Origin of the sequence: Cupriavidus sp. a3 (genome assembly GCF_051015765.1) — a bacterium.
Lineage (GTDB): Bacteria > Pseudomonadota > Gammaproteobacteria > Burkholderiales > Burkholderiaceae > Cupriavidus > Cupriavidus oxalaticus_A.
Genome location: NZ_CP170643.1, coordinates 210378 through 229951, shown reverse-complemented (window position 1 = coordinate 229951; position 19574 = coordinate 210378). Strand labels below are relative to the sequence as shown.

The window sequence follows — 19574 nt, the reverse complement described above, 5'->3', positions numbered from 1 at the left end:
ATCGCGCTCAGCCTGCCGCCCGGCGCCTGCGCGCGGGCGCGGCCTCGGGCTGCGCCATGAAGCGGTCGACCGCGCCGGAGGGCAAGGCGTTGTCCTCCAGCCGGCTGGCCACCTGCACACACACGGTGCGGCACAGCTCGATCACGCTTTCGTCCGCAATCGCGTAGAAGACCAGGTTGGCTTCCTTGCGGCGCGACAGCACGCCCGAGCGGTACATCGCGTTGAGATGCCGCGACACGTTGGTCTGCGACGAACCCACCGTCTCGACCACCGTGGTGACCGGCTTCTCGCCATCGCACAAGGCGTGCAGGATCTTCAGCCGCGTCGGCTCCGCCAGCAGGCTGAAGTAGCCCGACACCTTCTCGAAAACGCGATCCAGCTCTTCCATGCCGTCCAATATATTCGTATATGCGTGAGTGCGCATATAGTGTTTACCCAATGATGCAGAACAGCATGATTGTGCCGGGCATGGCTGCGCGGCACCAATCATGGTTTGCCAGCGGTGACTCCCGGTGGTGGACCGGAGGATGGCCACGTGGTGGCCTCGTGGTGGCCTATCGGCGCAGCAGTACCCGGCCCGCCCACAGCCGCTGGCCGAACACATTGAGCAGCAGCCCCGCCATGACCACGGCCGCGCCCGCCCATTGCGCCGGCGACAGGTCTTCGCCCAGCAGCACATGCGCCGACAGCAGCCCCACCACCGGCACCAGCAGCGTCAGCGGCGCCACCTGGCTGGCGGGATAGCGCGTCAGCAGCCGGCCCCACATGGTGTAGCCGAACACGGTGGCGGCAAAGGCCAGGTACGCCACGGCGAACACGCCCATGGCCGACACATGCGTGACGCTCGCCACGATGCGCGCCGGCCCCTCCACCCACAGCGACAGCAGCGCGAATGGCACGATCGGCACCAGCGCGCCCCAGATCACCAGGCCCAGCAGGTCGACCGGCCCGATCTTCTTGCTGACGATATTGCCGCTGGCCCAGCAGAACGCCGCGCACAGCGTCAGCACGAAGCCGGCCACGCTCATGCCGCCGGCGCTGGCGGCAGCGCCCGAGCCGATCAGCGCCAGCCCGGCGGCGGCCACCGCCATGCCGGCAATGTTGTGCCAGCGCACCGGCTCGCCCAGCCACAGCGCGGCGATGGCCAGCGTGAAGAACGCCTGCGACTGGAGCACCAGCGATGCCAGGCCGGCCGGCATGCCGACCGCCATCGCGTAGAACAGGAAAGCGAACTGGCCCAGGCTGATGGTCACGCCGTACGCCAGCAGCAGGCGCCACGGCACGCGCGGGCGCGGCACGAAGAAGATGGCGGGGAAGACCACCAGCAGGAAACGGAGCGCGCCGAGCAGCATCGGCGGCACGCCCGCCAGCCCTACCTTGATGACGACAAAGTTGACACCCCAGACGCAGACGATGGCGAGGGCGAGGAGACGGTCTCTGGCTTGCATGGCGGGGGCGGCCGGGATGGCGACTGGCGATGTGATCAAACCCCCAGCCTACCAGCCGCCCCGCGCGCGGCATTGCACGTTCTTGCGGTTTTGTTATGGGCGCCCTGGCAACGCCCGAAATTGCCAGTGCCTTATCCCAGCATTTCCGACCAGATGCTCCTGGCCCACGACAGCGCGTACACCCCCTCCAGCGTATTGGGCGCGTCCGACAGCCCGCCCGAGCCCGGCACGGTCAGCATGGTCTTCTGTGCGGCATCGTAGCGGTGCACGCTCGCCACGTGCACCGCCTCGCGGTCCGAGGTGAAGCTGTAGCAGGTGTTGTTATAGAGCGGCTGCGGATCCGGCGCGCGGCCCGACAGCAGCGCCACGATCGCCGCGGCCGCCACCTTGCCATGCTGGTTGGCCATATGGCCGGACTTGGGCATCAGCGGCGCGATCTGGATGGCATCTCCGATCACATGGATGTTGGGCGCCGCGCGCGACTCAAAGGTAACGAAATCGACATCGCACCACTTGGTGTTGGCCGTGGCCAGCCCGGTCGCCACCGCGATCGCGCCCGCGCGCTGCGGCGGCAGTACGTTGATCACGTCCGCGCGCACATCGTCCTGCACCTCGAACTTGAGCGTGCGCGTGGCCGGGTCGACATCGACGGTGTCGTACTGCGGCCGGTATTCGACCATGCCGGCGTACTGCCCGGCCCAGACCTTGCGGAACAGGCCGGCCTTGGAGGTGATGTCCGGGTTGGCGTCCAGGATCAGCACCTTGCTGCGCGGCTTGTGCTGCTTGAAATAGTGCGCCACCTGGCAGGCCCGCTCATACGGGCCGGGCGGGCAGCGGTACGGCGCCAAGGGGATGGTGATGGCGTAGGTGCCGCCGTCCGGCATCGCCTCGAGCTGGCGGCGCAGCGCCAGGGTCTGCGGGCCGGCCTTCCAGGCGTGCAGCACCTGGTCGCCGCCGGGCCGCTTCAGGCCGGGCAGCGCATCGCTCATCAGCTCGATGCCGGGCGACAGCAGCAGGCGATCGTACGGCAGCGTGCCGCCGCCGGCCAGCCGCACCGTGCGCTTGCCGGGATCGATGGCGGCGGCGGTGTCGCGCACCAGCTTGACGCCGTGGCGGCGCACCAGCTGGTCGTACGACAGCGTGATGTCGGCCAGCTGCCGGCTGCCGCCGACCACCAGGTTGGACAGCGGGCAGGAAATGAACGCAGGATTGGGTTCGACCAGCGTGACTTCGATGGCGTTGCCGCTCCACTCGCGCAGGTAGCGCGCGGCGGTGGCGCCGCCGTAGCCGCCGCCGACCACCACCACCTTGGCCGGCGCCGCGGCCCTCGCCGCGTGCATGCCCATCGAGCCCAGCACCGCGGCGCCGGCGGCGCCCAGGAAATGTCGTCGTTGCATGGCGCTCTCCCCGTCAACGCACGTTGGCGAACCACGCCGCGATCGCCGCGAGCTGTTCGTCGGTGTAGCCCCTGGCGATCTGGTGCATCACCGTGGCCGGGCGGGTTCCGGAACGGAACGCCTGCATCTGCGCCACCAGTTCGGCCTGCGGGCGTCCTGCCAGCGACGGGATGGTGCTGCCTTCAGGCGCGCGGCCCGACGGGCCGTGGCAACTGGTGCAGCCTGCGGCATTGATGCGCACGTACTGGCCGGTGGGGTCGGCCGACAGTGCGGGCTGGGCGCCGCAAAGCGCCAGGGCCAGCAGTGCCAGCCGCACGAACACAGCGGGCCGGGGGATGGTTGTCATGGTCTCGCTCCGTGTGGGGTGCCGGGCGCAGGCATCGGCGAGATGCCTGCTGGCGCGGCAACCGTATCACATCGGGTGCGGACAGTGTGCGGTGAAAATCTCAGATGGAAAAACGGCGCCCGCATGTGCGGGCGCCGTGGTGCCGGCAAGCGAGCCGGCAAGCGAGCCGGCTCAGGGCAGGTTCCGGCCCGGCGGCAGGGCGACCGGCGAGGCAGCCGGCGAATCTACCGGGCTGGTAGTGACCTGGCTGGGCGTGCTGGCCGGCGCATCGACCGGACCGCCCACGCCCGGCACCGACTGCACCGGCGCCGGCGTGCCGACGTTGCCATCGTAAGACGGGTTCTGCGAGGTCGAGGCCGCATCCAGGCGCGCGCGCTCGGTGTCATTGACGTAGTCGAACGCCTTGACCACCTTGGTCACGCCGGAGGCATTGCGCGCCACGTCGGTGGCGCGATCGCCTTCCTGCTGGGTTACCACGCCGAGCATATAGACCACGCTCTTCTCGGTGGTGATCTTGATCGAGTTCGACGGCACGCCGTCGGCGGTCATCAGCAGCGTCTTGACCTTGCTGGTCAGGTACGCGTCCTGGCTCTGCGTCATGAAGCCGGGCGAGTTGACCACCTCGAGCTCGTTGATCACCACGCGCGCATTCTGCAGGCCGCGCACGTACTGCTCGACCTGCTGCTTGACGCTGTCATTGCTGGCCTCGCCGGTGAGAAGCACCTTGCGGTTGAACACGGTCACGTTGACGCGGGCCTGGCCACTGTAGCGCGAGTTGATGGTGCTCTCCGCTTCCATCTGCAGGCCGCGGTCGACGGTCTGGGTGGCGGCCGGACGGCGGTCGGTGGCCATGGTCACGCCGGTGCCAACGGCGCCGGCGATCACGGGGAAGCAGCCGGCCAGCTGGGTGGCGGAAACCAGCACCGCCGCCGCGGTCAGCGTGGCGCGAAGGATACGGCCGGCGCCGGCGGCGCTGGTCCGGGTTTCAGGCGTAGTAGGCAGGTTGGTCATGCGGTCCTTGCTGTGGCTGGATGTTGGAAATGGGGGCGGAAGTGAGTAAGCGGACAGGCTAGCTCAGGCTTCCCCGAGCAATGCCTCGTCGATGCCGTCGCACAGGCAATGCAGCGTCAGCAGGTGCACTTCCTGGATGCGCGCGGTGCGCTCGCTCGGCACGCACACGTGGATATCGAATTCATCGAGCAGGCCGCCGATGACGCCGCCGCCCTTGCCGGTCAGCGCAATCACGGCCATCTCGCGCTGGCGCGCCGCCTCGATCGCGGCGATCACATTGGCCGAGTTGCCCGAGGTGGAAATCGCCAGCAGGATGTCGCCGGGCACGCCGAGTGCCTCGACCTGCTTGGAAAACACCTTGCTGAAGTCATAGTCGTTGCCGATCGCGGTCAGGATCGAGCTGTCGGTGGTCAGTGCGATCGCCGCCAGGCCCGGGCGCTCGCGCTCGAAGCGCCCGACCAGCTCGGCGGCGAAATGCTGCGCATCGGCCGCCGAGCCGCCGTTGCCGCACGCCAGGATCTTGTTGCCGCTGGTCAGCGCGCCCACCATGCGTTCCACGGCGGCGTCGATATAGGGGGCCATTGCCGCCGCGGCCTGTCGCTTGGTCTCGGCGCTGTCTAGGAATTGTTGCTGGATACTCTCAATACTCATGGCTCTGTGGCCTTTCATTGGCAGTTGCACGCCCGGTCGCGCGCCAGCGCGCATTATGAACCAGCCGGCGCGGCGTCAAGGTCAAACGCGTGCTGCAGCCACTCCAGGCGCCCTGGCTCCAGCGCCACCACGTCGAATCGGCACGGCGGCAGCTGCGCCAGCGTGGCGAGGTAGTGAGCCGCGGCCAGCAGCACGCGGCGCTGCTTGGCCGGCGTGACGCTGGCCGCGGCGCCGCCGAAACCGCGTCCGCTGCGCTGGCGCACCTCCACGAACACCAGCGTGCCGTCCGGCGCGCGCATCACCAGGTCGATCTCGCCGCCTTTGCAGCGATAATTGCGGACCACGGGCTGCAGGCCCTGGCGCCGCAGGTGCGCCAGCGCCCGGTCCTCCGCCCGCATACCGCGCGCCTGCGCGCTGCTCGGCTGCGTGGTGGATTTGAATGATGGCATCGACGGAAGTTCTCAATGAGTGACTGGATCTCGCTGGCGGCCAGCCAGTCGTACCCGGGCGGCACGCTGTATGTCGTGGCCACGCCCATCGGCAATGTCGCGGACCTGTCGCTGCGGGCGCTGCATGTGCTCGGCCTGGCCGACGCGGTGGCCTGCGAAGACACCCGCAATACCGCCCAGCTGCTGTCGCGCGTGGGGCTGCAGCGGCCGCTGGTGGCCGTGCACGAGCACAACGAGCGCGAGGCTGCCGGCCGCATCGCCGCGCGGCTGGCCGCTGGCGAGCGTATCGCCTATGTCTCGGACGCCGGCACGCCGGGCATATCGGATCCGGGCGCAAGGCTGGTCGAGGCGGTGCGCGCCGCCGGGCACGCGGTGGTGCCGCTGCCCGGCCCCAGCGCGGCGGTGGCCGCGCTGTCGGTGGCGGGCGACATGCTCGATACCGGCGATGGCCGCTTCACCTTTGTCGGCTTCCTGCCGAGCAAGCCCAAGGCGCGCGGCGAGGCCATCGCACGGCTCGCCGCGCTCGACCACGCCTGGATCTGCTACGAGGCGCCGCACCGCATTGCCGACACGCTGGCCGCGCTCGCCGCCGGCCTGCCGGGCGAGCGCCGGGTGCTGGTCGGGCGCGAGCTGACCAAGCTGTTCGAGGACATCGCGGTGGTGACGGCGGCGCAGGCACCGGCATGGCTGGCGGCCGACCCGAACCGGGCCAAGGGTGAATTCGTGCTGGTGGTGGAAGGCGCCGGCGGCGACGCGGCCGCGGACGGGGCGCCCGATGCCGAGGCGCAGCGCGTGCTGGGGCTGTTGCTGGCGGAACTGCCGGCCAAGCGCGCCGCCAAGCTGGCGGCAGCGATCACCGGGGCGAGCACCAACGCGCTCTACCAGCTGGCACTGGCGCAACGTTCCGGCAATAGCGGGGACTGAGGTTGCCCCTGAGGACGCCCGGGCGACGACGCCGGGCCGGTGCGGGGAAAGTAACGGAGAGGTGTCAGCGCGCGGTGGCATGCATCGGGCGCTGCCGGTCTCAGCGGCGCTTGCGCTTGACCGGCTTGCCGCTGGCCTTGGTTGCCTTGCGCGCCTTGGCGGGCGCCAGCGAGTTGGCGAGTTCGGGCACGGAGACATCGTCGTCGCCACTGCCATCGCCGGCTTCAGTGCCGCCGGTATCGAACTGCGGGCCCAGCGCCGCGACTTCGGTGCGCGTCAGGCGGCGGATTTCGACGTTGACGGCGCCGCGCTCGACGAAGCCAAGCCGGCGCGCGGCGCCGTAGGAGACGTCCAGCACGCGGTTGCCGTGGTACGGACCGCGGTCGTTGATGCGCAGCACCGCAACCTTGTCGTTGCGCAGGTTGCGCACCAGCACCCAGCTGTCGAGCGGCAGCGACGGATGCGCGGCGGTCATGGCGCGCATGTCGAAGCGCTCGCCATTGGCGGTCTTGCGGCCGTGGAAGCCCTTGCCGTACCACGAAGCGACGCCGCGCTGCTCGAACGTGCCGATGTCCGCGCGCAGGCCGTCGAGCGAGCTGCCGCTGCGCCCTTCTTCCCGGTCGTAGCCGAACAGGTTCCAGCTACCGCCTTCGGACGATGCGCGGGCGCTCTTGTCCGCGTCGTTGCGGGCGGCCTTGCCGGCGTTCTTCGCGCCGCGCGTGGGCACCGCGTTCGACGTATCGGCGACGTCCGCATTGTCGCCCCCGGGGGGCGTGGCACAAGCGGCCAGCACCAGGGCGCATGCAGTGCATGTCCCGAGCTTGGCCAGCCGTTGCCAGCGCTTGGTGAGGGCGGTCAAATTAAGCATGGGCGCGAGTCTAGCATTCACTACTGCTGACTATCTCTTTCATTTTGTTACGAAATCTGTTCGATCTCGCACGAACGAGGGCGATCTTGCCCGCGATCGACGGTGTGACAAGGGATTGCGGGCGATCCGGAAATTTGTAACAGAGAGGCTTAAAAATCACATATGGATATGCGCCGCAACAATTTATCGCCCGGCGCTACAATGCAAAGCATGAATGCCGCGCGGTTTTCCAACGCTGTCGCGGCGGATGCGGCGCCTATTTCGAATGCCGTATCGATCACAAATATCAACTGATGAAAGTCCTCCTTATCCCGGTCACCCCTTTCCAGCAGAACTGCTCGCTGCTGATCGACGAAAGCACCGGCACAGCCGCCGTCTGCGACCCGGGCGGCGACCTCGAACGCGTCCGCGAAGCGGTCCGGGAGCAAGGGGTCACGCTGCAGAAGATCTTCCTGACGCACGGCCACGTCGACCACTGCGCCGGCGCCGCGGCGCTGGCGCGCGAATTCGGCATTCCCATCGAAGGGCCGCAGCAGGATGAACGCTTCTGGATCGAGCAACTGCCCGAGCAGACGCGGCGCTTCGGCTTCGGCCATGCCGAAAGCTTCGAGCCGGACCGCTGGCTTGAAAACGGCGACACCGTGCAGTTCGGCAATGAAACGCTGGAGGTCTACCACTGTCCGGGCCACACGCCCGGCCACGTGGTGTTCTTCTCGCGCGCCAACAAGCTCGCGGTGGTGGGCGACGTGCTGTTCGCCGGCTCGATCGGCCGCACCGATTTCCCGCGCGGCAACCATGCCGACCTGATCCGCTCGATCCGCACGCGGCTATGGCCGCTGGGCGAGGATGTGACCTTCGTTCCCGGCCACGGCCCGGTTTCGACCTTCGGCGAGGAGCGCCGCAACAACCCCTTCGTGGCCGACCACCTGATCGACGTGGGCTGAGGCCATGGCCAAGCGACAGCTGCCAGACACCCGGCCGGAAATCTACGTCAGCACCGACGTCGAGGCCGACGGCCCGATTCCGGGCCCGCATTCGATGCTGTCGTTCGCGTCCGCGGCCATGCTGGCGGACAAGTCCGTGATCGGCACGTTCTCGGCGAACCTGGAGACGCTCCCTGGCGCGGCCGGCCACCCCGTGCAGATGCAGTGGTGGCAAACCCAGCCTGAGGCCTGGAGCGCCTGCCGGCGCGACCTGCAGCGCCCGGAAGATGCGATGGTGCGCTATGTGGAGTGGGTCGAGAGCCTGCCGGGCAAGCCGGTCTTCGTGGCCTTCCCGGCCGGCTTCGATTTCACCTGGATGTTCTGGTACATGATGCGCTTTGCCGGGCGCTCGCCGTTCGGCTGGGCCGCGCTGGACATCAAGACCCTGGGCTTTGCGCTGACCGGGCGGCCTTATCGCAAGACCGTGAAAGCGGCGTTCCCGGCGGAATGGATGGATCCGCTGCCCCACACCCACGTGGCGCTGGACGATGCGCTGGAACAAGGCGCGCTGTTCTGCAACATGCTGGCAACGCTGCGCGAACGGGAAGCGGCACTGGCAAGCCTGGCGCCGGCTGTGGACAACGAGGCAAGCGAGTCCTCACAAGCTGATCCAGAGCCCTGATCCGCTGCTGCAGGGCAGCATGAACCGCGGCACGCCCCTTGCAGGCCGAAGGCTCGCATCCGTCGCCAACCGCCTATAGTAGAAGTGGATGTGGCGCACCGGGCGAAACGAGCCAACTGACTATTCGGCGCACTTGCGCAACCCGCCATCATCCGCCTGACCGATGTGCCCGGAGCCGCGCGGCGCCTGCCGAGGAGGTGTCGATCATGCGTTTTCCTACCGACCTGCACTTGAGAGACCTGGCCGGCCGGATTCACTGGCCGCATGGATCGCACGCGAAGGGCGTAACGCCCATCACCCATCACCACACCTCGGATGAAGACGCCGAAGTCGCCAAGGCCACCCTGTACGTCAGTACGGTGACACTGGTGGTACTGCTGGTCGTGCTCGCGGCCATTGCTTTCGGTCAGGAGGCCATGCACTGGCTGGGTGTTCATTAAGACGACCCGCCTGAAGCTGTTTGTCTCGCAGACCGGCCGGCCCCCACCCTTCGTGGGGGCCGGTTTTATTCCGGCGTCCGCCTCAGGCCAGCAGCGGCGCCACGTTCTCGGGCGGGCGGCCGATCGCGGCGCGGCGGTTGCGAACGACCACCGGGCGCTGCAGCAGGATCGGGTTATCGGCCACGGCGGCCAGCAGCTCGGCATCGGTCAGGCCCGGGTCGGCCAGGCCCAGCTCCGCGTACGGCGCCTCGTTGTCGCGGATCATCTCGCGCACCGGCACGCCCAGCATGGTGTTGAGCTGGCGCAGCGTCGCCACCGATGGCGGGTTCTTCAGGTACTCGACGATTTCCACCGGCTCGCGCAGGCGCCCGGCGGCTTCCTCGACCATGGCAAGCGTCTCGCGCGACTTGGAGCAGCGGGGGTTGTGGTAGATCGTGATCATGGCAGGTGGTCCTTTCTTGTTGATGTGCGCCCCGCCTCGGGGCGGTGGCACTAATGCGGTGCAAATCCAACGGCACTATATACAACACATCGGGCCGCGCGCAGGTGCAACGGAACAAGTGCCCGGCACACATCCGCGTTGCCCTAAGTCCATCCATCTGGCGCCACGGGCCGGTTTCGCATCGCGCCACCAGCTCGGCGAGCAGCGCCTGTCCCAGGGCCTCGCCAACACAGCGGTGGTCGCATGGGCAGTGGATCGATACGGTATTGATGCAGCGGGTGTTCGGGACGGGGGCGAATACGCTGCCGGAGTAGGCGCAAGCGCTTATAAAAAAACGCCACGGCCGAAGCCGTGGCGTTTCTGTCGCCGATCTGTCACCGGCGCGGAGATGCCTTCCCCGCTTACTTCATCAGATCCGACAACGCCAGCGCCACCACCTTGGTCGCGCGGTTCAGGTCGTTCAGGCGCAGGTTCTCGTCCGAGTTATGGCCGCGCGCTTCCATCAGGGTACGCGGGCCGGCACCGTACAGCACGGTCGGGATGCCGCGCTTGGTGTAGTGGCGGGCGTCGGTGTAGAGCGGCACGCCCTGCACCGGGATTTCCACGCCGAACACCGACTCGGCACGGCTCTTCAGCGCGCCGATCAGCTTTTCCACGCCCGGCAGTTCCGACAGCGGCTCGGCCAGGATGATGCGCTCGACCTTCACTTCGATGCCCGGGCGGTCCCTGGCGGCCTTCTCGACCACGGCACGGATCTCGCCTTCGGCGTCGAAGCCGATTTCCTCCGGGATCATGCGGCGGTCGACGCGGAAGGTCACCAGGTCCGGCACCACGTTGGTGTTGATGCCGCCCTTGATCAGGCCGACGTTCAGCGTGGCGGTGTCGATGCCAGGCACCTTCGACTTGCGCGTGGCCAGTTCGGCGCGCAGGCCGTAGATGGCCTGCAGGATATGGGTGGCGGCCTCGATTGCGTCGACGCCGGTGTGCGGCATGGCGGCGTGGCCCTGCTTGCCCTTGACCGTCACTTCGACGTGCAGGCAGCCGTTGTGCGACGAGGTGATGCCGTACGAGAAACCGGCAGAGATGGCGTAGTCGGCCTTGCTCAGGTTGTTGTCGAGCAGGAACTTGGGACCGATATCGCCGCCGGTTTCCTCGTCATAGGTGAACTGCAGCTCGACCGCGCCGTTGATCTTGGCGCCCTGCTTCTCGGCTTCCATCAGCGCCAGCACGGCGTAGGTGTAGGTGGCGAAGTCAGACTTGGACACGGCCACGCCGCGGCCGTACATGACCGGGCCGTGCTCGCTGTCGGCAATCTCGCCGCCGTACGGATCCTTGGTCCAGCCCAGGCCTGGAGGCACCACGTCGCCGTGGGCGTTCATGGCGATGACCGGGCCGCCCGTGCCGAACTGTTTGCGCACGATCAGGTTGGTGGCGCTGATCATGCCGGCGGCCTTCACCTGCGCGTCAGGCACCTTGTGCGCCTCCACCGTGAAGCCCAGGCCCTCCAGCAGTTCCTTGGCGCGCTTGCCGTGGGCATCGCAATCGCCGGCCGGGTTGTCCGAAGGCACCTTGACCAGCTCGGCCAGGAAGGCTTCCTGCTGCGGGCGGTGCTGGTCGATGAACTGCGTCAGCGTGGTTTCGATGGGATTCATACTGTCTCGTGCGGTCATGACTTGTTCTCGTAGCTTCTCAGGAGGGTTCGGGTGGGTTTCCGGGCGCTGGCTTACTGCTGCAGCCGGAAATGCTCGACGAAATCGCTGAACACGCGCGCGGACAGTGCTGCATCCTCGGCGGTCATGGTTTCGGTGGGATGGTGGCTGATGCCGCCGTTGCCGCAGCGCACGAACAGCATGGCGACATCGGCGATGGCGGCGATGGCCATGGAGTCATGGCCGGCACCGGACGGCAGATGGCGCACCGGCACGCCCTGGCGGGCGATGGCGGCGGCCCATTGCTCTTGCAGCCACGGGGCGCACGGCACGCTGTTCGCCTCGTGGGTCTTGCGCACCTGCGCGCGTACATTGCGGCGCGCGCACACGCGCTCGATCTCGGCCAGCACGTCGTTGACGGCAGCCTCGCGCTCGGCGTCGATGCCCGAGCGAATGTCGATGGAGAACACCGCATGGCCCGGCACCACGTTGGTGGCGCCATTGGGCACGTTGAACTGGCCGACGGTGCCGACCAGGCCCGGCTTGCCGCCGCAGCGCTTCTCGATGAACAGGCCGATTTCGGCACCGGCCATGGCGGCATCGCGGCGCATGTCCATCGGCACCGTGCCGGCGTGGCCGGCCAGGCCTTCCAGCTCGACGATAAAGCGCGTGGCGCCGGAGATCGCGGTGACCACGCCGACCGGCAGGCCCTCGTTCAGCAGCACCGGACCCTGCTCGATATGCACCTCGATGAAGGCGGCGACCTTGCTGCGGTCATGCTTTGCGGCAGGCAGGCCGGCCGCGTCGAAGCCAGCCTCGCGCATCACTTCGCGCATGGTCTTGCCGCTGTCGTCGACGTTGTCCAGCACCTTGGTGTCGAAGGTGCCGGCGATGGCGCGGCTGCCCAGCAGCGTGGCCTTGAAGCGCACGCCCTCTTCCTCGGCAAAGCCAACCACCTCGAGCGCGAACGGGAAGCGCTTGCCCTGGCGGTTCCACTCGGCCACGCAGGCGATCGGCAGGATCACGCCGAGGTTGCCGTCATAGCGGCCGGCGTCGCGCACGGTGTCGAAGTGGGAGCCGGTCAGCAGCGCCGGCGCGCCGGGCGTGGTGCCCTCGTAGCGGCCGATCACGTTGCCGGCGGCATCGCGCCGCACCGTCATGCCGGCCTGCTGCATCCATTCGGTCAGCTGGGCGGCGGCGCCGTGGTGGGCCTCGGTCAGGTAGGTGCGGGTGAGCATGCCGGGTTGCTCGGTGTGAACGGCCAGTGCATCGGCCCAGGCCATGATGCGCGTGCCTACCTCTGCGGCTGCCGGCGTGGCCGACGACGGATTTGCTGCCATGCGTGTCTCCTGCTGGAAGTGCTTGAAAGCCGCGGCGGCGTGGCTGGCGGGGCGCCAGTGCGGGCGGGACGCCCATGGCCGAAGCTCTATTCTGTGCGATTCATGGTAGCACAGTGAATTCAAAAATTGCATACAAAAATGATATGCACTATATTCGGTTCCACGTTCAGACAATCCGCTGCGGACAATCCGGTCCGGACAACGGATTGCGTGGATTCCGCCCCAACAGGGGGGCTGTCCGCGCGGTGGCGCGCTCCCGACCCGGAGCCCTGCCCGAGACGTAAGGCCGGCAGCCCACCCAGCCGTCAGAGCAGCACGGGGCCGCCGGTGATTCCTGGATCGAAATGGGCCAGCCAGCGCACATGCGCAGGACCGGCCCGGCACGGAGACAACCATGCAGCACGCAGTTCCCTCGCAGCACCGCCCGGGCACCCCACGCCTGCACACCCGCTTTACCCGCTCGCTGTTCGGCCAGGTGCTGATCGCCCTGGTGATTGGCACGGCACTCGGCCTCGCCTTTCCCGAATTCGCCGCCAAGCTCAAGCCGCTCGGCGATGCCTTTATCAAGCTGATCAAGATGCTGATCGGCCCGATCGTGTTCTGCGTGGTGGTGGCCGGCATCTGCGGCGCCGGCGAGCTGAAGAAGGTTGGACGCGTCGGCATCAAGGCAGTGGTGTATTTCGAGATCGTCACCACCATCGCGCTGGCGCTGGGCATCCTGCTGGCTTATGTGTTCCAGCCCGGCGTCGGCATGAACGTGGATCCGCGCTCGCTCGACGCGTCGGCCATTGCCGGCTTTATCGACAATGCCACCAAGGTCAAGGACCAGGGCACGGTCGACTTCCTGCTCAAGCTGATTCCCAATACCGTGTTCGGCGCCTTCGCCAACGGCGACGTGCTGCAGGTGCTGCTGGTGTCGATCCTGTTCGGCTGCGCGCTGTCGCTGGTGGGCGAGCCGGGCCGGCCGCTGGTCAAGCTGATCGATACCTTCTCGCACACGCTGTTCAAGATGATGGGCTTCATCATCAAGCTGGCGCCGCTGGGCGTGCTGGGCGCGGTGGCCTTCACCGTGGGCAAGTACGGCATCGGCTCGCTCAAGCAGCTGGGCTTCCTGGTGTTCCTGTTCTACGGTGCGGTGATCGTGTTCGTGCTGGTGGTGCTGGGCACCATCATGCGCGTGTGCGGCTTCTCGGTGATCAAGCTGATCCGCTACCTGCGTGCCGAGCTGCTGGTGGTGCTGGGCACGGCCTCGTCCGACAGCGTGCTGCCGCAGGTGATGAAGAAGCTGGAGTTCATGGGCATCAAGAAGTCGGTGGTGGGCCTGGTGATCCCGACCGGCTATTCGTTCAACCTGGATGCGTTCTCGATCTACCTGACGCTGGCCGCGGTGTTCATCGCCCAGGCCACCAACACGCCGCTGGCAATGGGCGACCTGCTCGGTATCCTGGCGGTGGCGCTGGTCACCTCCAAGGGCGCGCACGGCATTCCGGGCTCGGCCATCGTGATCCTGGCGGCGACGCTGTCCGCGCATCCGGCAATCCCGGCGATCGGCCTGGTGCTGGTGCTGTCGGTGGACTGGTTCATCGGCATCGCGCGCGCGCTCGGCAACCTGATCGGCAACTGCGTCGCAACCGTGGTGGTGGCCGCATGGGAGAAGGATATCGACCGCGAACGGGCGCGTGGCGTGCTCAACGGCACGATCGAAGCGACCGACCTGGACGCCGGCCTCGCCGCCATGACGGATGACAACGCCGTGGCCGGTTCGCCCGCCGCCGTGCCGGGGAGTGTCGCGGGGCGCTAGAATCACGGCATTTCCCCAACGCGCAGCCCCTGCGCAAGTGCGCTGCCATGCCCGAGCATATCGATCCCGACATGACCGCTGAAGCGATCGCCGACGACATCGTCGCGGCGATCGTCTCGCACCGCCTGCCGCCTGGCACCAAGCTGCGCGAGGAGGCGCTGGCCAGCGTCTACCGCGTCAGCCGCACCAAGGTGCGCGCGGCGCTGCTGATGCTGAGCAAGGACAAGGTCATCCAGATCGTGCCGGACAAGGGGGCGTTCGTGGCCAAGCCCAGCGCGGCAGAAGCGCGCGAGGTCTTCGCCGTGCGGCGCATCCTGGAAGCGGCGCTGGCGCGCGAGTTCGTCGCCAGGGCAACCGCGGCCGACTACAAGCGCATCGACAAGCACCTCGCCGCCGAGCGCAAGTCGCTGGGCGGCAACGACGCGCAGGTGCGCACCCGGCTGCTCGGCGATTTCCATATCGTGCTGGCCGAGGTGGTCGGCAATGGCGTGCTGACCGAGATGATGCGCGAGCTGTCCGCGCGCAGCGCGGTCATCACCATGCTGTACCAGTCACGCCGCGACGCGGCGTGCTCGTCGGACGAGCATCGCGAATTCATCGAGGCGGCGCGCGCGGGCGATGTCGAGCGCGCCGTCACGCTGATGGTGGACCACCTCAGCCATGTCGAAAGCGCGCTGCATTTCGAGGAAACCGCGCCGGTGGCACGAGGCAAGGACCTGGTCGCGGCGCTGCTGGCGTAGGAGAGGGACTGGCCGTTGACCCGCGCTTGACGTGAGTCAAAGCGGCCTGGGCCGCGCCCGGGCACACTTGTCCTCGCCATGAAGACGCGGGGGCGCACTTCATGAGCACTCTGCCTTTCGCGCATCATCGCCGGAAGGCCGCCCGCACGCTGCAACGGTGTGCGGGCTTTCTTTTTTCTGAGGGCTGGCTTTTGCCGCGCCGAGCATCGTTAGCCGGCGGGTCCTCGCGAGCAATGCCGCAGCGCGGCAATTTCCCTTTCCGGCCAATCACTTGCGCATGTGCCGGCCGCCGCAAGGCCGTGCGGGCTGGCGCACATTGCCGGGCCGGCCACTTTCCGTCGCCGGCGCAAAGCGGCCATAACCGAATGCGTGCTTCGGGTTAGGATCGCGAGGGCCCAACACAGAGGCCTGCGCCGCGGCATCGCCGCGGACGCGCATCAGAACAACCGTCATGGAGACCCGTCATGCGTGATCGCACCGTGCCCGCGCGGCCGTCCGGCCTGCGTTCGCACCCTCTCCCGGTTTTCGTTTCCTGAGCGCCCCGCCTCTGGCGGGCGCGGTCATCCCTCGCATTGCCTGACCATCGATCAAGAGGACTACCCATGCCCAGTGCCTTTCGCGCAGACGCCTTCTCCGGCAAGACCGTATTCATCGCCGGCGCCTCTTCCGGCATCAACCTCGGCATCGCGCACGGCTTCGCCCGCGCCGGCGCGAAGCTGGCGCTGATCAGCCGCACCGAAGACCGCATCCAGGCCGCGGCCGATGGCATCGCCGCCGCGGGCAGCACCGCGATCGGCATGGCGGCCGACGTGCGCGACTACGCGGCGGTGGAAGCGGCACTGGCGCGCACGCGCCAGGAACTCGGCCCGATCGACGTGGTGATCTCCGGCGCCGCCGGCAATTTCCTCGCGCCGGTGGTCGGCATGTCGGCCAATGCGTTCAAGACCGTGGTCGACATCGACCTGCTCGGCACCTTCAATGTGTTCCGCGCCAGCTTCGACCACCTGAGCAAGCCCGGCGCATCGCTGATCGCCATCACGGCGCCGCAAGGCGTCAACGCCATGATGTTCCAGGCTCATGCCTGCGCGGCGAAGGCCGGGATCAATATGCTGATCAAGTGCCTGGCAATGGAATGGGGGCCGGCCGGCGTGCGCGTCAACGGCATCTCGCCGGGCCCGATCGCCGATACCGAAGGCATGGCGCGGCTGGCGCCGACGCCCGAGGTGGAGGCGCGCTACAAGGCCCGCCTGGCGCTGCGCGACTACGGCACCAAGGACGATATCGCCGGCGCCGCCATGTACCTGAGCAGCGACAACGCGCACTTCGTCACCGGCACCATCCTTGACTGCGACGGCGGCAGCAAGCTGGGCGACGCGTCGGCCGATGCGCTCAAGCCCATGCGCTGACGCGCGACCCGGAGAACACAAGAGCAACCACAACGATACATGGAGATCCAACGATGACAGCATCCGTGCTTTACCAAACCGACGCAGGCGTGGCGACGCTGACCCTGAACCGCCCCGACGTGCTCAACGCGATGAACGCCGAGCTGATGCGCGAGCTGCGCGAAGGCGTGGAACGCGCCGCGGCCGATGCCGAAGTGCGCGCCGTGCTGATCACCGGCGCCGGCCGCGGCTTCTGCGCCGGCGCCGACCTGGCCGCGCGCCAGGCCGGCGGCAATGGCCTGCAGGATTCCGGCCAGATGCTGCGCGAGCGCTATCACCCGATCATCCTGGCGCTGCGCCAGATGCCCAAGCCGGTCATTACCGCGGTCAACGGCGTGGCCGCCGGCGCGGGCATGAGCCTGGCGCTGGCCGGCGACGTGGTGCTGGCGGGCCGCTCGGCCAGCTTCCTGCAGGCGTTCTCCAAGATCGGCCTGATTCCCGATGCCGGCAGCACCTACTTCCTGCCGCGCTATGCCGGCGAGATGCGCGCCCGCGCGCTGGCCATCCTGGCCGAGAAGATCGACGCCGAGGAAGCGCAACGCATCGGCCTGGTGTGGAAGGTCCATGACGATGCCGCGCTGCAGGACGAAGCCGGCAAGCTCGCGCGCCACCTGGCCAGCATGCCGACGCTGGCCTACGGCATGATCAAGGAAGCCCTGAACCAGAGCTTCGGCAATGACCTGGCCGCGCAGCTGGAAGTCGAGGCCACGCTGCAGTCGCGTGCCAGCCGCAGCGAAGACTGCAAGGAAGGCGTCGCCGCCTTTGTCGAGAAGCGCAAGCCGCAGTTCAAGGGGCGCTGAGCAGCGTTCTCGCCGCCTGCAGCACAACCGGCACACCCGGCACATCAACTCAAGGAGCCCGCGCATGAGCGCCAGCAGCAATGAACGGATCATCGTCACCATCGAAGGCGGCGTCGCCGACGTCCGCCTGAACCGTCCCGACAAGATGAACGCGCTCGACCAGCAGATGTTCGATGCGCTGATCGAGACCGGCGAGCAGCTGGCGCGCACACAGGACTTGCGCGCCGTGGTGCTGTCGGGCGAAGGCCGCGCGTTCTGTGCGGGCCTGGACATGGGCCGCATGGCCGGCATGCTGTCCGGCGATGGCGGCAGCGAAAGCGACAGCATCGGCGGCGGGCGGCTCGGCAAGCGCACCAACGGCATTTCCAATCGCCCGCAATATGCCTGCATGGTGTGGCGCGAGCTGCCGGTGCCGGTGTTCGCGGCGGTGCACGGCGTGGCGTTCGGCGGCGGCCTGCAGGTGGCGCTGGGTGCCGATGTGCGCTACGTCGCGCCCGACACGAAGTTGTCGGTGATGGAGATGAAGTGGGGCCTCGTGCCCGACATGGCCGGCATGGTGCTGACGCGCGGTCTGGTTCGGCCCGACGTGCTGCGCGAGCTGGTCTACAGCGCGCGCGTGCTCAATGGCATCGAAGCGTGCGAGCTGGGGCTCGCCACCTACGTTGCCGACGACCCGCGCGCCGCGGCGCTGGAAGCGGCGCGCCAGGTGGCGCAGAAGAACCCGGATGCGATCCGCGCGGCCAAGCGGCTGATGGCGGTGGTCGAGCGCGGCGACAATGCCGCTATCCTGCAGGCCGAGTCGGACGAGCAGGACCGGCTGGTCGGCTCGCCCAACCAGCGTGAGGCGGTGCTGGCCAACATGGAGAAACGCGTGCCGCGGTTTGACCCGGCGCGTTGAAGCCTGTAGCTCAGTGGTGGCGCCGGCGGCGCCACCAAACCGCGTAGACCGCCACGTTGACGACCAACACCACCAATCCCAGCCACAGCTGCACGGCGGGCGTCAGGCCCGGCGGATAGATCAGCGGCAACAGGTAGCGCTCGATAAATCCGCCGCTGTAGCCCGCCTCCCCCGCGGCACTGCGCAGCGCATTCTCCAGCGGCGTCAGCGGGCAGATCCACCCGGACCACTCGATCAGCACGCCCCACGCCGCGGCGGGCAGGTGGACCCACGCCAGCCGCGGCCAGCGCAGCACCAGCAGGCCGCCAGCCACCACGAACACGATAAACAGCCCGTGCACGATGACGACGAGATCCGCCAGCCAGGCTGATATTGGCATCTCGTCCCGTTGCGCTCAGTCGCCGTTGCCGCCGGCCATCCAGTAACCGGGGCGCGCGAACTGGGCTTTCAGGTGCTCGATAAAGAAACGGATCTTGGCCGGCACCGGGCGCTGCTGCGGGTACACCGCGAGGATGTCGTAGTCGGGCAGCGCGTATTCGTCGAGCACGGTGATCAGCTCGCCGCTCTCTAGCTGCGGCAGGATCTCCCAGGTCGAGCGCCAGCCCAGCCCGAGCCCTTCGCCGGTCCAGCGGTGCAGCAGCTCGCCGTCGTTGCAGTCGAGGTTGCCGTTGACGCGCACCGTCACGGTCTTGCCGTTCTGGCTGAAGTACCAGCCGCGCTGCTGGCCGCCCTGCAGGTTGAACGCCAGGCAGTTGTGGTGCTCGAGGTCGTCCAGCGTCTGCGGCACGCCGTACTTGGCAAAGTACGCCGGCGTGCCGCATACCACGCGCTTGTTCTGCGCCAGCTTGATCGCGACGAAGTTGGGGTCGATCGCGCCGCCGATGCGGATACCGACGTCATAGCCCTCGCGCACCAGGTCGACCACGCGGTCGGTCAGGTTGAACGAGATCTGCACTTCCGGGTTGGCGGCCAGGAAGGCCGGCGCGTGCGGCGCCACGTGCTTGCGGCCGAACGCGGCCGGCGCCGACACGATCAGGTGGCCGGTGGCCTTGTGCTTGCCTTCGGCGATCAGCATCTCGGCGCGGTCCAGGTCGGCGAGCGCCTTCTTGCATTGCTCCATGAACACCGCCCCCTGCTCGGTCACGGCGATGCGGCGCGTGGAGCGGTGCAGCAGCTTGACGCCGATACGCGCCTCCAGCGCGTTGATGCGCCGGCCGATCATCACCGGCGTGACGTTCTGCGTCAGCGCCGCGGCGGCCATGCTGCCGTGCTCCACCACGGCGATAAAGGCTTCGATTTGCTTGAGTTTGTCCATCGGAT

The 19574-nt window shown here is 68.0% G+C and carries 22 protein-coding genes and 1 pseudogene; 9 read left to right on the top strand and 14 right to left on the bottom strand.

What is annotated here, in order from left to right; translation table 11 throughout:
• Positions 1-7: 7 nt before the first annotated feature.
• The 7 genes from ACAD63_RS00980 to ACAD63_RS00950 form a co-directional block, all read right to left on the bottom strand.
• Complete coding sequence (locus tag ACAD63_RS00980) at positions 8-424, bottom strand: ArsR/SmtB family transcription factor (protein WP_133097767.1); 417 nt, start codon at positions 422-424, stop codon at positions 8-10.
• Positions 425-554: 130 nt separating this feature from the next.
• A complete protein-coding gene (locus ACAD63_RS00975) occupies positions 555-1448 on the bottom strand; it encodes an EamA family transporter (RefSeq protein ID WP_135706102.1) in 894 nt (297 codons plus the stop codon).
• A 131-nt stretch (positions 1449-1579) separates the two neighbouring features.
• Positions 1580-2845: an NAD(P)/FAD-dependent oxidoreductase gene (locus ACAD63_RS00970; protein ID WP_135706103.1), complete on the bottom strand. Its 1266-nt coding sequence runs from the start codon at positions 2843-2845 to the stop codon at positions 1580-1582.
• 13 nt (positions 2846-2858) lie between these two features.
• Positions 2859-3191 carry a c-type cytochrome gene (locus tag ACAD63_RS00965; protein ID WP_195427163.1) on the bottom strand — a complete coding sequence of 111 codons (333 nt, stop codon included), beginning with the start codon at positions 3189-3191 and terminating at the stop codon, positions 2859-2861.
• 171 nt (positions 3192-3362) lie between these two features.
• Positions 3363-4202 carry a BON domain-containing protein gene (locus tag ACAD63_RS00960; protein WP_133097771.1) on the bottom strand — a complete coding sequence of 280 codons (840 nt, stop codon included), beginning with the start codon at positions 4200-4202 and terminating at the stop codon, positions 3363-3365.
• 63 nt (positions 4203-4265) lie between these two features.
• Complete coding sequence (locus ACAD63_RS00955; protein WP_133097772.1) at positions 4266-4853, bottom strand: phosphoheptose isomerase; 588 nt, start codon at positions 4851-4853, stop codon at positions 4266-4268.
• Between the two features lie 53 nt (positions 4854-4906).
• Positions 4907-5302 (bottom strand): YraN family protein, encoded by a 396-nt coding sequence (locus ACAD63_RS00950; RefSeq protein ID WP_135706105.1) that lies wholly within the window; start codon positions 5300-5302, stop codon positions 4907-4909.
• A 15-nt stretch (positions 5303-5317) separates the two neighbouring features.
• Here ACAD63_RS00950 and rsmI point away from each other — a divergent pair, with 15 nt between their 5' ends.
• Positions 5318-6226: a 16S rRNA (cytidine(1402)-2'-O)-methyltransferase gene (gene rsmI / locus ACAD63_RS00945; RefSeq protein ID WP_135706106.1), complete on the top strand. Its 909-nt coding sequence runs from the start codon at positions 5318-5320 to the stop codon at positions 6224-6226.
• Positions 6227-6326: 100 nt separating this feature from the next.
• Here the strand turns inward: rsmI and ACAD63_RS00940 are convergent, their stop codons facing one another.
• Positions 6327-7094, bottom strand: coding sequence for a septal ring lytic transglycosylase RlpA family protein (locus ACAD63_RS00940; protein ID WP_135706107.1), 768 nt, complete (start codon positions 7092-7094; stop codon positions 6327-6329).
• Positions 7095-7387: 293 nt separating this feature from the next.
• On the opposite strand from ACAD63_RS00940, the gene ACAD63_RS00935 reads away from it, so the two are divergent.
• From ACAD63_RS00935 to ACAD63_RS00925, 3 genes are all read left to right on the top strand, one after another.
• Positions 7388-8038, top strand: a complete 651-nt coding sequence (locus tag ACAD63_RS00935) for an MBL fold metallo-hydrolase (protein ID WP_135706108.1) — start codon at positions 7388-7390, stop codon at positions 8036-8038.
• 4 nt (positions 8039-8042) lie between these two features.
• Entirely contained in the window at positions 8043-8699 is a 657-nt protein-coding gene (locus ACAD63_RS00930) for an exonuclease (protein WP_135706109.1), read from the top strand.
• Between the two features lie 206 nt (positions 8700-8905).
• On the top strand, positions 8906-9139 hold the full coding sequence (locus ACAD63_RS00925) for a hypothetical protein (RefSeq protein ID WP_133097778.1): 234 nt from the start codon (positions 8906-8908) through the stop codon (positions 9137-9139).
• A gap of 82 nt (positions 9140-9221) precedes the next feature.
• Here ACAD63_RS00925 and arsC read toward each other — a convergent pair whose 3' ends face one another.
• The 4 genes and pseudogenes from arsC to ACAD63_RS00905 all read right to left on the bottom strand — a co-directional run bounded on the left by arsC (position 9222) and on the right by ACAD63_RS00905 (position 12570).
• The gene (gene arsC, locus ACAD63_RS00920) at positions 9222-9581 is read right to left on the bottom strand and encodes an arsenate reductase (glutaredoxin) (RefSeq protein ID WP_434033321.1); all 360 of its coding nucleotides are present in this window, start codon (positions 9579-9581) and stop codon (positions 9222-9224) included.
• A 154-nt stretch (positions 9582-9735) separates the two neighbouring features.
• Positions 9736-9822 (bottom strand): annotated as a pseudogene (locus tag ACAD63_RS00915) (GNAT family N-acetyltransferase); the annotation flags it as partial.
• Between the two features lie 160 nt (positions 9823-9982).
• A complete protein-coding gene (locus ACAD63_RS00910) occupies positions 9983-11251 on the bottom strand; it encodes a M20/M25/M40 family metallo-hydrolase (RefSeq protein WP_135706110.1) in 1269 nt (422 codons plus the stop codon).
• A 53-nt stretch (positions 11252-11304) separates the two neighbouring features.
• Entirely contained in the window at positions 11305-12570 is a 1266-nt protein-coding gene (locus tag ACAD63_RS00905; RefSeq protein WP_133097781.1) for an allantoate amidohydrolase, read from the bottom strand.
• Positions 12571-12964: 394 nt separating this feature from the next.
• Here ACAD63_RS00905 and ACAD63_RS00900 point away from each other — a divergent pair, with 394 nt between their 5' ends.
• The 5 genes from ACAD63_RS00900 to ACAD63_RS00880 all read left to right on the top strand — a co-directional run bounded on the left by ACAD63_RS00900 (position 12965) and on the right by ACAD63_RS00880 (position 18254).
• Positions 12965-14371, top strand: coding sequence for a C4-dicarboxylate transporter DctA (locus tag ACAD63_RS00900; protein WP_133097782.1), 1407 nt, complete (start codon positions 12965-12967; stop codon positions 14369-14371).
• A gap of 47 nt (positions 14372-14418) precedes the next feature.
• The gene (locus ACAD63_RS00895) at positions 14419-15111 is read left to right on the top strand and encodes a GntR family transcriptional regulator (protein ID WP_133097783.1); all 693 of its coding nucleotides are present in this window, start codon (positions 14419-14421) and stop codon (positions 15109-15111) included.
• Positions 15112-15713: 602 nt separating this feature from the next.
• Positions 15714-16517 (top strand): SDR family oxidoreductase, encoded by an 804-nt coding sequence (locus ACAD63_RS00890; RefSeq protein ID WP_195427164.1) that lies wholly within the window; start codon positions 15714-15716, stop codon positions 16515-16517.
• A 53-nt stretch (positions 16518-16570) separates the two neighbouring features.
• Complete coding sequence (locus ACAD63_RS00885) at positions 16571-17356, top strand: enoyl-CoA hydratase-related protein (protein ID WP_135706112.1); 786 nt, start codon at positions 16571-16573, stop codon at positions 17354-17356.
• A gap of 64 nt (positions 17357-17420) precedes the next feature.
• Positions 17421-18254 (top strand): crotonase/enoyl-CoA hydratase family protein, encoded by an 834-nt coding sequence (locus tag ACAD63_RS00880; protein ID WP_135706113.1) that lies wholly within the window; start codon positions 17421-17423, stop codon positions 18252-18254.
• 10 nt (positions 18255-18264) lie between these two features.
• On the opposite strand, the gene ACAD63_RS00875 is transcribed toward ACAD63_RS00880, so the two are convergent.
• Positions 18265-18633 (bottom strand): DUF2784 domain-containing protein, encoded by a 369-nt coding sequence (locus ACAD63_RS00875; RefSeq protein WP_195427166.1) that lies wholly within the window; start codon positions 18631-18633, stop codon positions 18265-18267.
• 15 nt (positions 18634-18648) lie between these two features.
• Positions 18649-19569 carry a LysR family transcriptional regulator gene (locus tag ACAD63_RS00870; protein WP_133097788.1) on the bottom strand — a complete coding sequence of 307 codons (921 nt, stop codon included), beginning with the start codon at positions 19567-19569 and terminating at the stop codon, positions 18649-18651.
• Positions 19570-19574 lie beyond the last annotated feature (5 nt).

Bases quoted from the DNA above. Each gene is read 5' to 3' on its own strand.
- ACAD63_RS00980 (WP_133097767.1), bottom strand. From the start codon at position 424: ATGCGCACTCACGCATATACGAATATATTGGACGGCATGGAAGAGCTG.
- ACAD63_RS00975 (WP_135706102.1), bottom strand. From the start codon at position 1,448: ATGCAAGCCAGAGACCGTCTCCTCGCCCTCGCCATCGTCTGCGTCTGG.
- ACAD63_RS00970 (WP_135706103.1), bottom strand. From the start codon at position 2,845: ATGCAACGACGACATTTCCTGGGCGCCGCCGGCGCCGCGGTGCTGGGC.
- ACAD63_RS00965 (WP_195427163.1), bottom strand. From the start codon at position 3,191: ATGACAACCATCCCCCGGCCCGCTGTGTTCGTGCGGCTGGCACTGCTG.
- ACAD63_RS00960 (WP_133097771.1), bottom strand. From the start codon at position 4,202: ATGACCAACCTGCCTACTACGCCTGAAACCCGGACCAGCGCCGCCGGC.
- ACAD63_RS00955 (WP_133097772.1), bottom strand. From the start codon at position 4,853: ATGAGTATTGAGAGTATCCAGCAACAATTCCTAGACAGCGCCGAGACC.
- ACAD63_RS00950 (WP_135706105.1), bottom strand. From the start codon at position 5,302: ATGCCATCATTCAAATCCACCACGCAGCCGAGCAGCGCGCAGGCGCGC.
- rsmI (WP_135706106.1), top strand. From the start codon at position 5,318: ATGAGTGACTGGATCTCGCTGGCGGCCAGCCAGTCGTACCCGGGCGGC.
- ACAD63_RS00940 (WP_135706107.1), bottom strand. From the start codon at position 7,094: ATGCTTAATTTGACCGCCCTCACCAAGCGCTGGCAACGGCTGGCCAAG.
- ACAD63_RS00935 (WP_135706108.1), top strand. From the start codon at position 7,388: ATGAAAGTCCTCCTTATCCCGGTCACCCCTTTCCAGCAGAACTGCTCG.
- ACAD63_RS00930 (WP_135706109.1), top strand. From the start codon at position 8,043: ATGGCCAAGCGACAGCTGCCAGACACCCGGCCGGAAATCTACGTCAGC.
- ACAD63_RS00925 (WP_133097778.1), top strand. From the start codon at position 8,906: ATGCGTTTTCCTACCGACCTGCACTTGAGAGACCTGGCCGGCCGGATT.
- arsC (WP_434033321.1), bottom strand. From the start codon at position 9,581: ATGATCACGATCTACCACAACCCCCGCTGCTCCAAGTCGCGCGAGACG.
- ACAD63_RS00910 (WP_135706110.1), bottom strand. From the start codon at position 11,251: ATGACCGCACGAGACAGTATGAATCCCATCGAAACCACGCTGACGCAG.
- ACAD63_RS00905 (WP_133097781.1), bottom strand. From the start codon at position 12,570: ATGGCAGCAAATCCGTCGTCGGCCACGCCGGCAGCCGCAGAGGTAGGC.
- ACAD63_RS00900 (WP_133097782.1), top strand. From the start codon at position 12,965: ATGCAGCACGCAGTTCCCTCGCAGCACCGCCCGGGCACCCCACGCCTG.
- ACAD63_RS00895 (WP_133097783.1), top strand. From the start codon at position 14,419: ATGCCCGAGCATATCGATCCCGACATGACCGCTGAAGCGATCGCCGAC.
- ACAD63_RS00890 (WP_195427164.1), top strand. From the start codon at position 15,714: ATGCCCAGTGCCTTTCGCGCAGACGCCTTCTCCGGCAAGACCGTATTC.
- ACAD63_RS00885 (WP_135706112.1), top strand. From the start codon at position 16,571: ATGACAGCATCCGTGCTTTACCAAACCGACGCAGGCGTGGCGACGCTG.
- ACAD63_RS00880 (WP_135706113.1), top strand. From the start codon at position 17,421: ATGAGCGCCAGCAGCAATGAACGGATCATCGTCACCATCGAAGGCGGC.
- ACAD63_RS00875 (WP_195427166.1), bottom strand. From the start codon at position 18,633: ATGCCAATATCAGCCTGGCTGGCGGATCTCGTCGTCATCGTGCACGGG.
- ACAD63_RS00870 (WP_133097788.1), bottom strand. From the start codon at position 19,569: ATGGACAAACTCAAGCAAATCGAAGCCTTTATCGCCGTGGTGGAGCAC.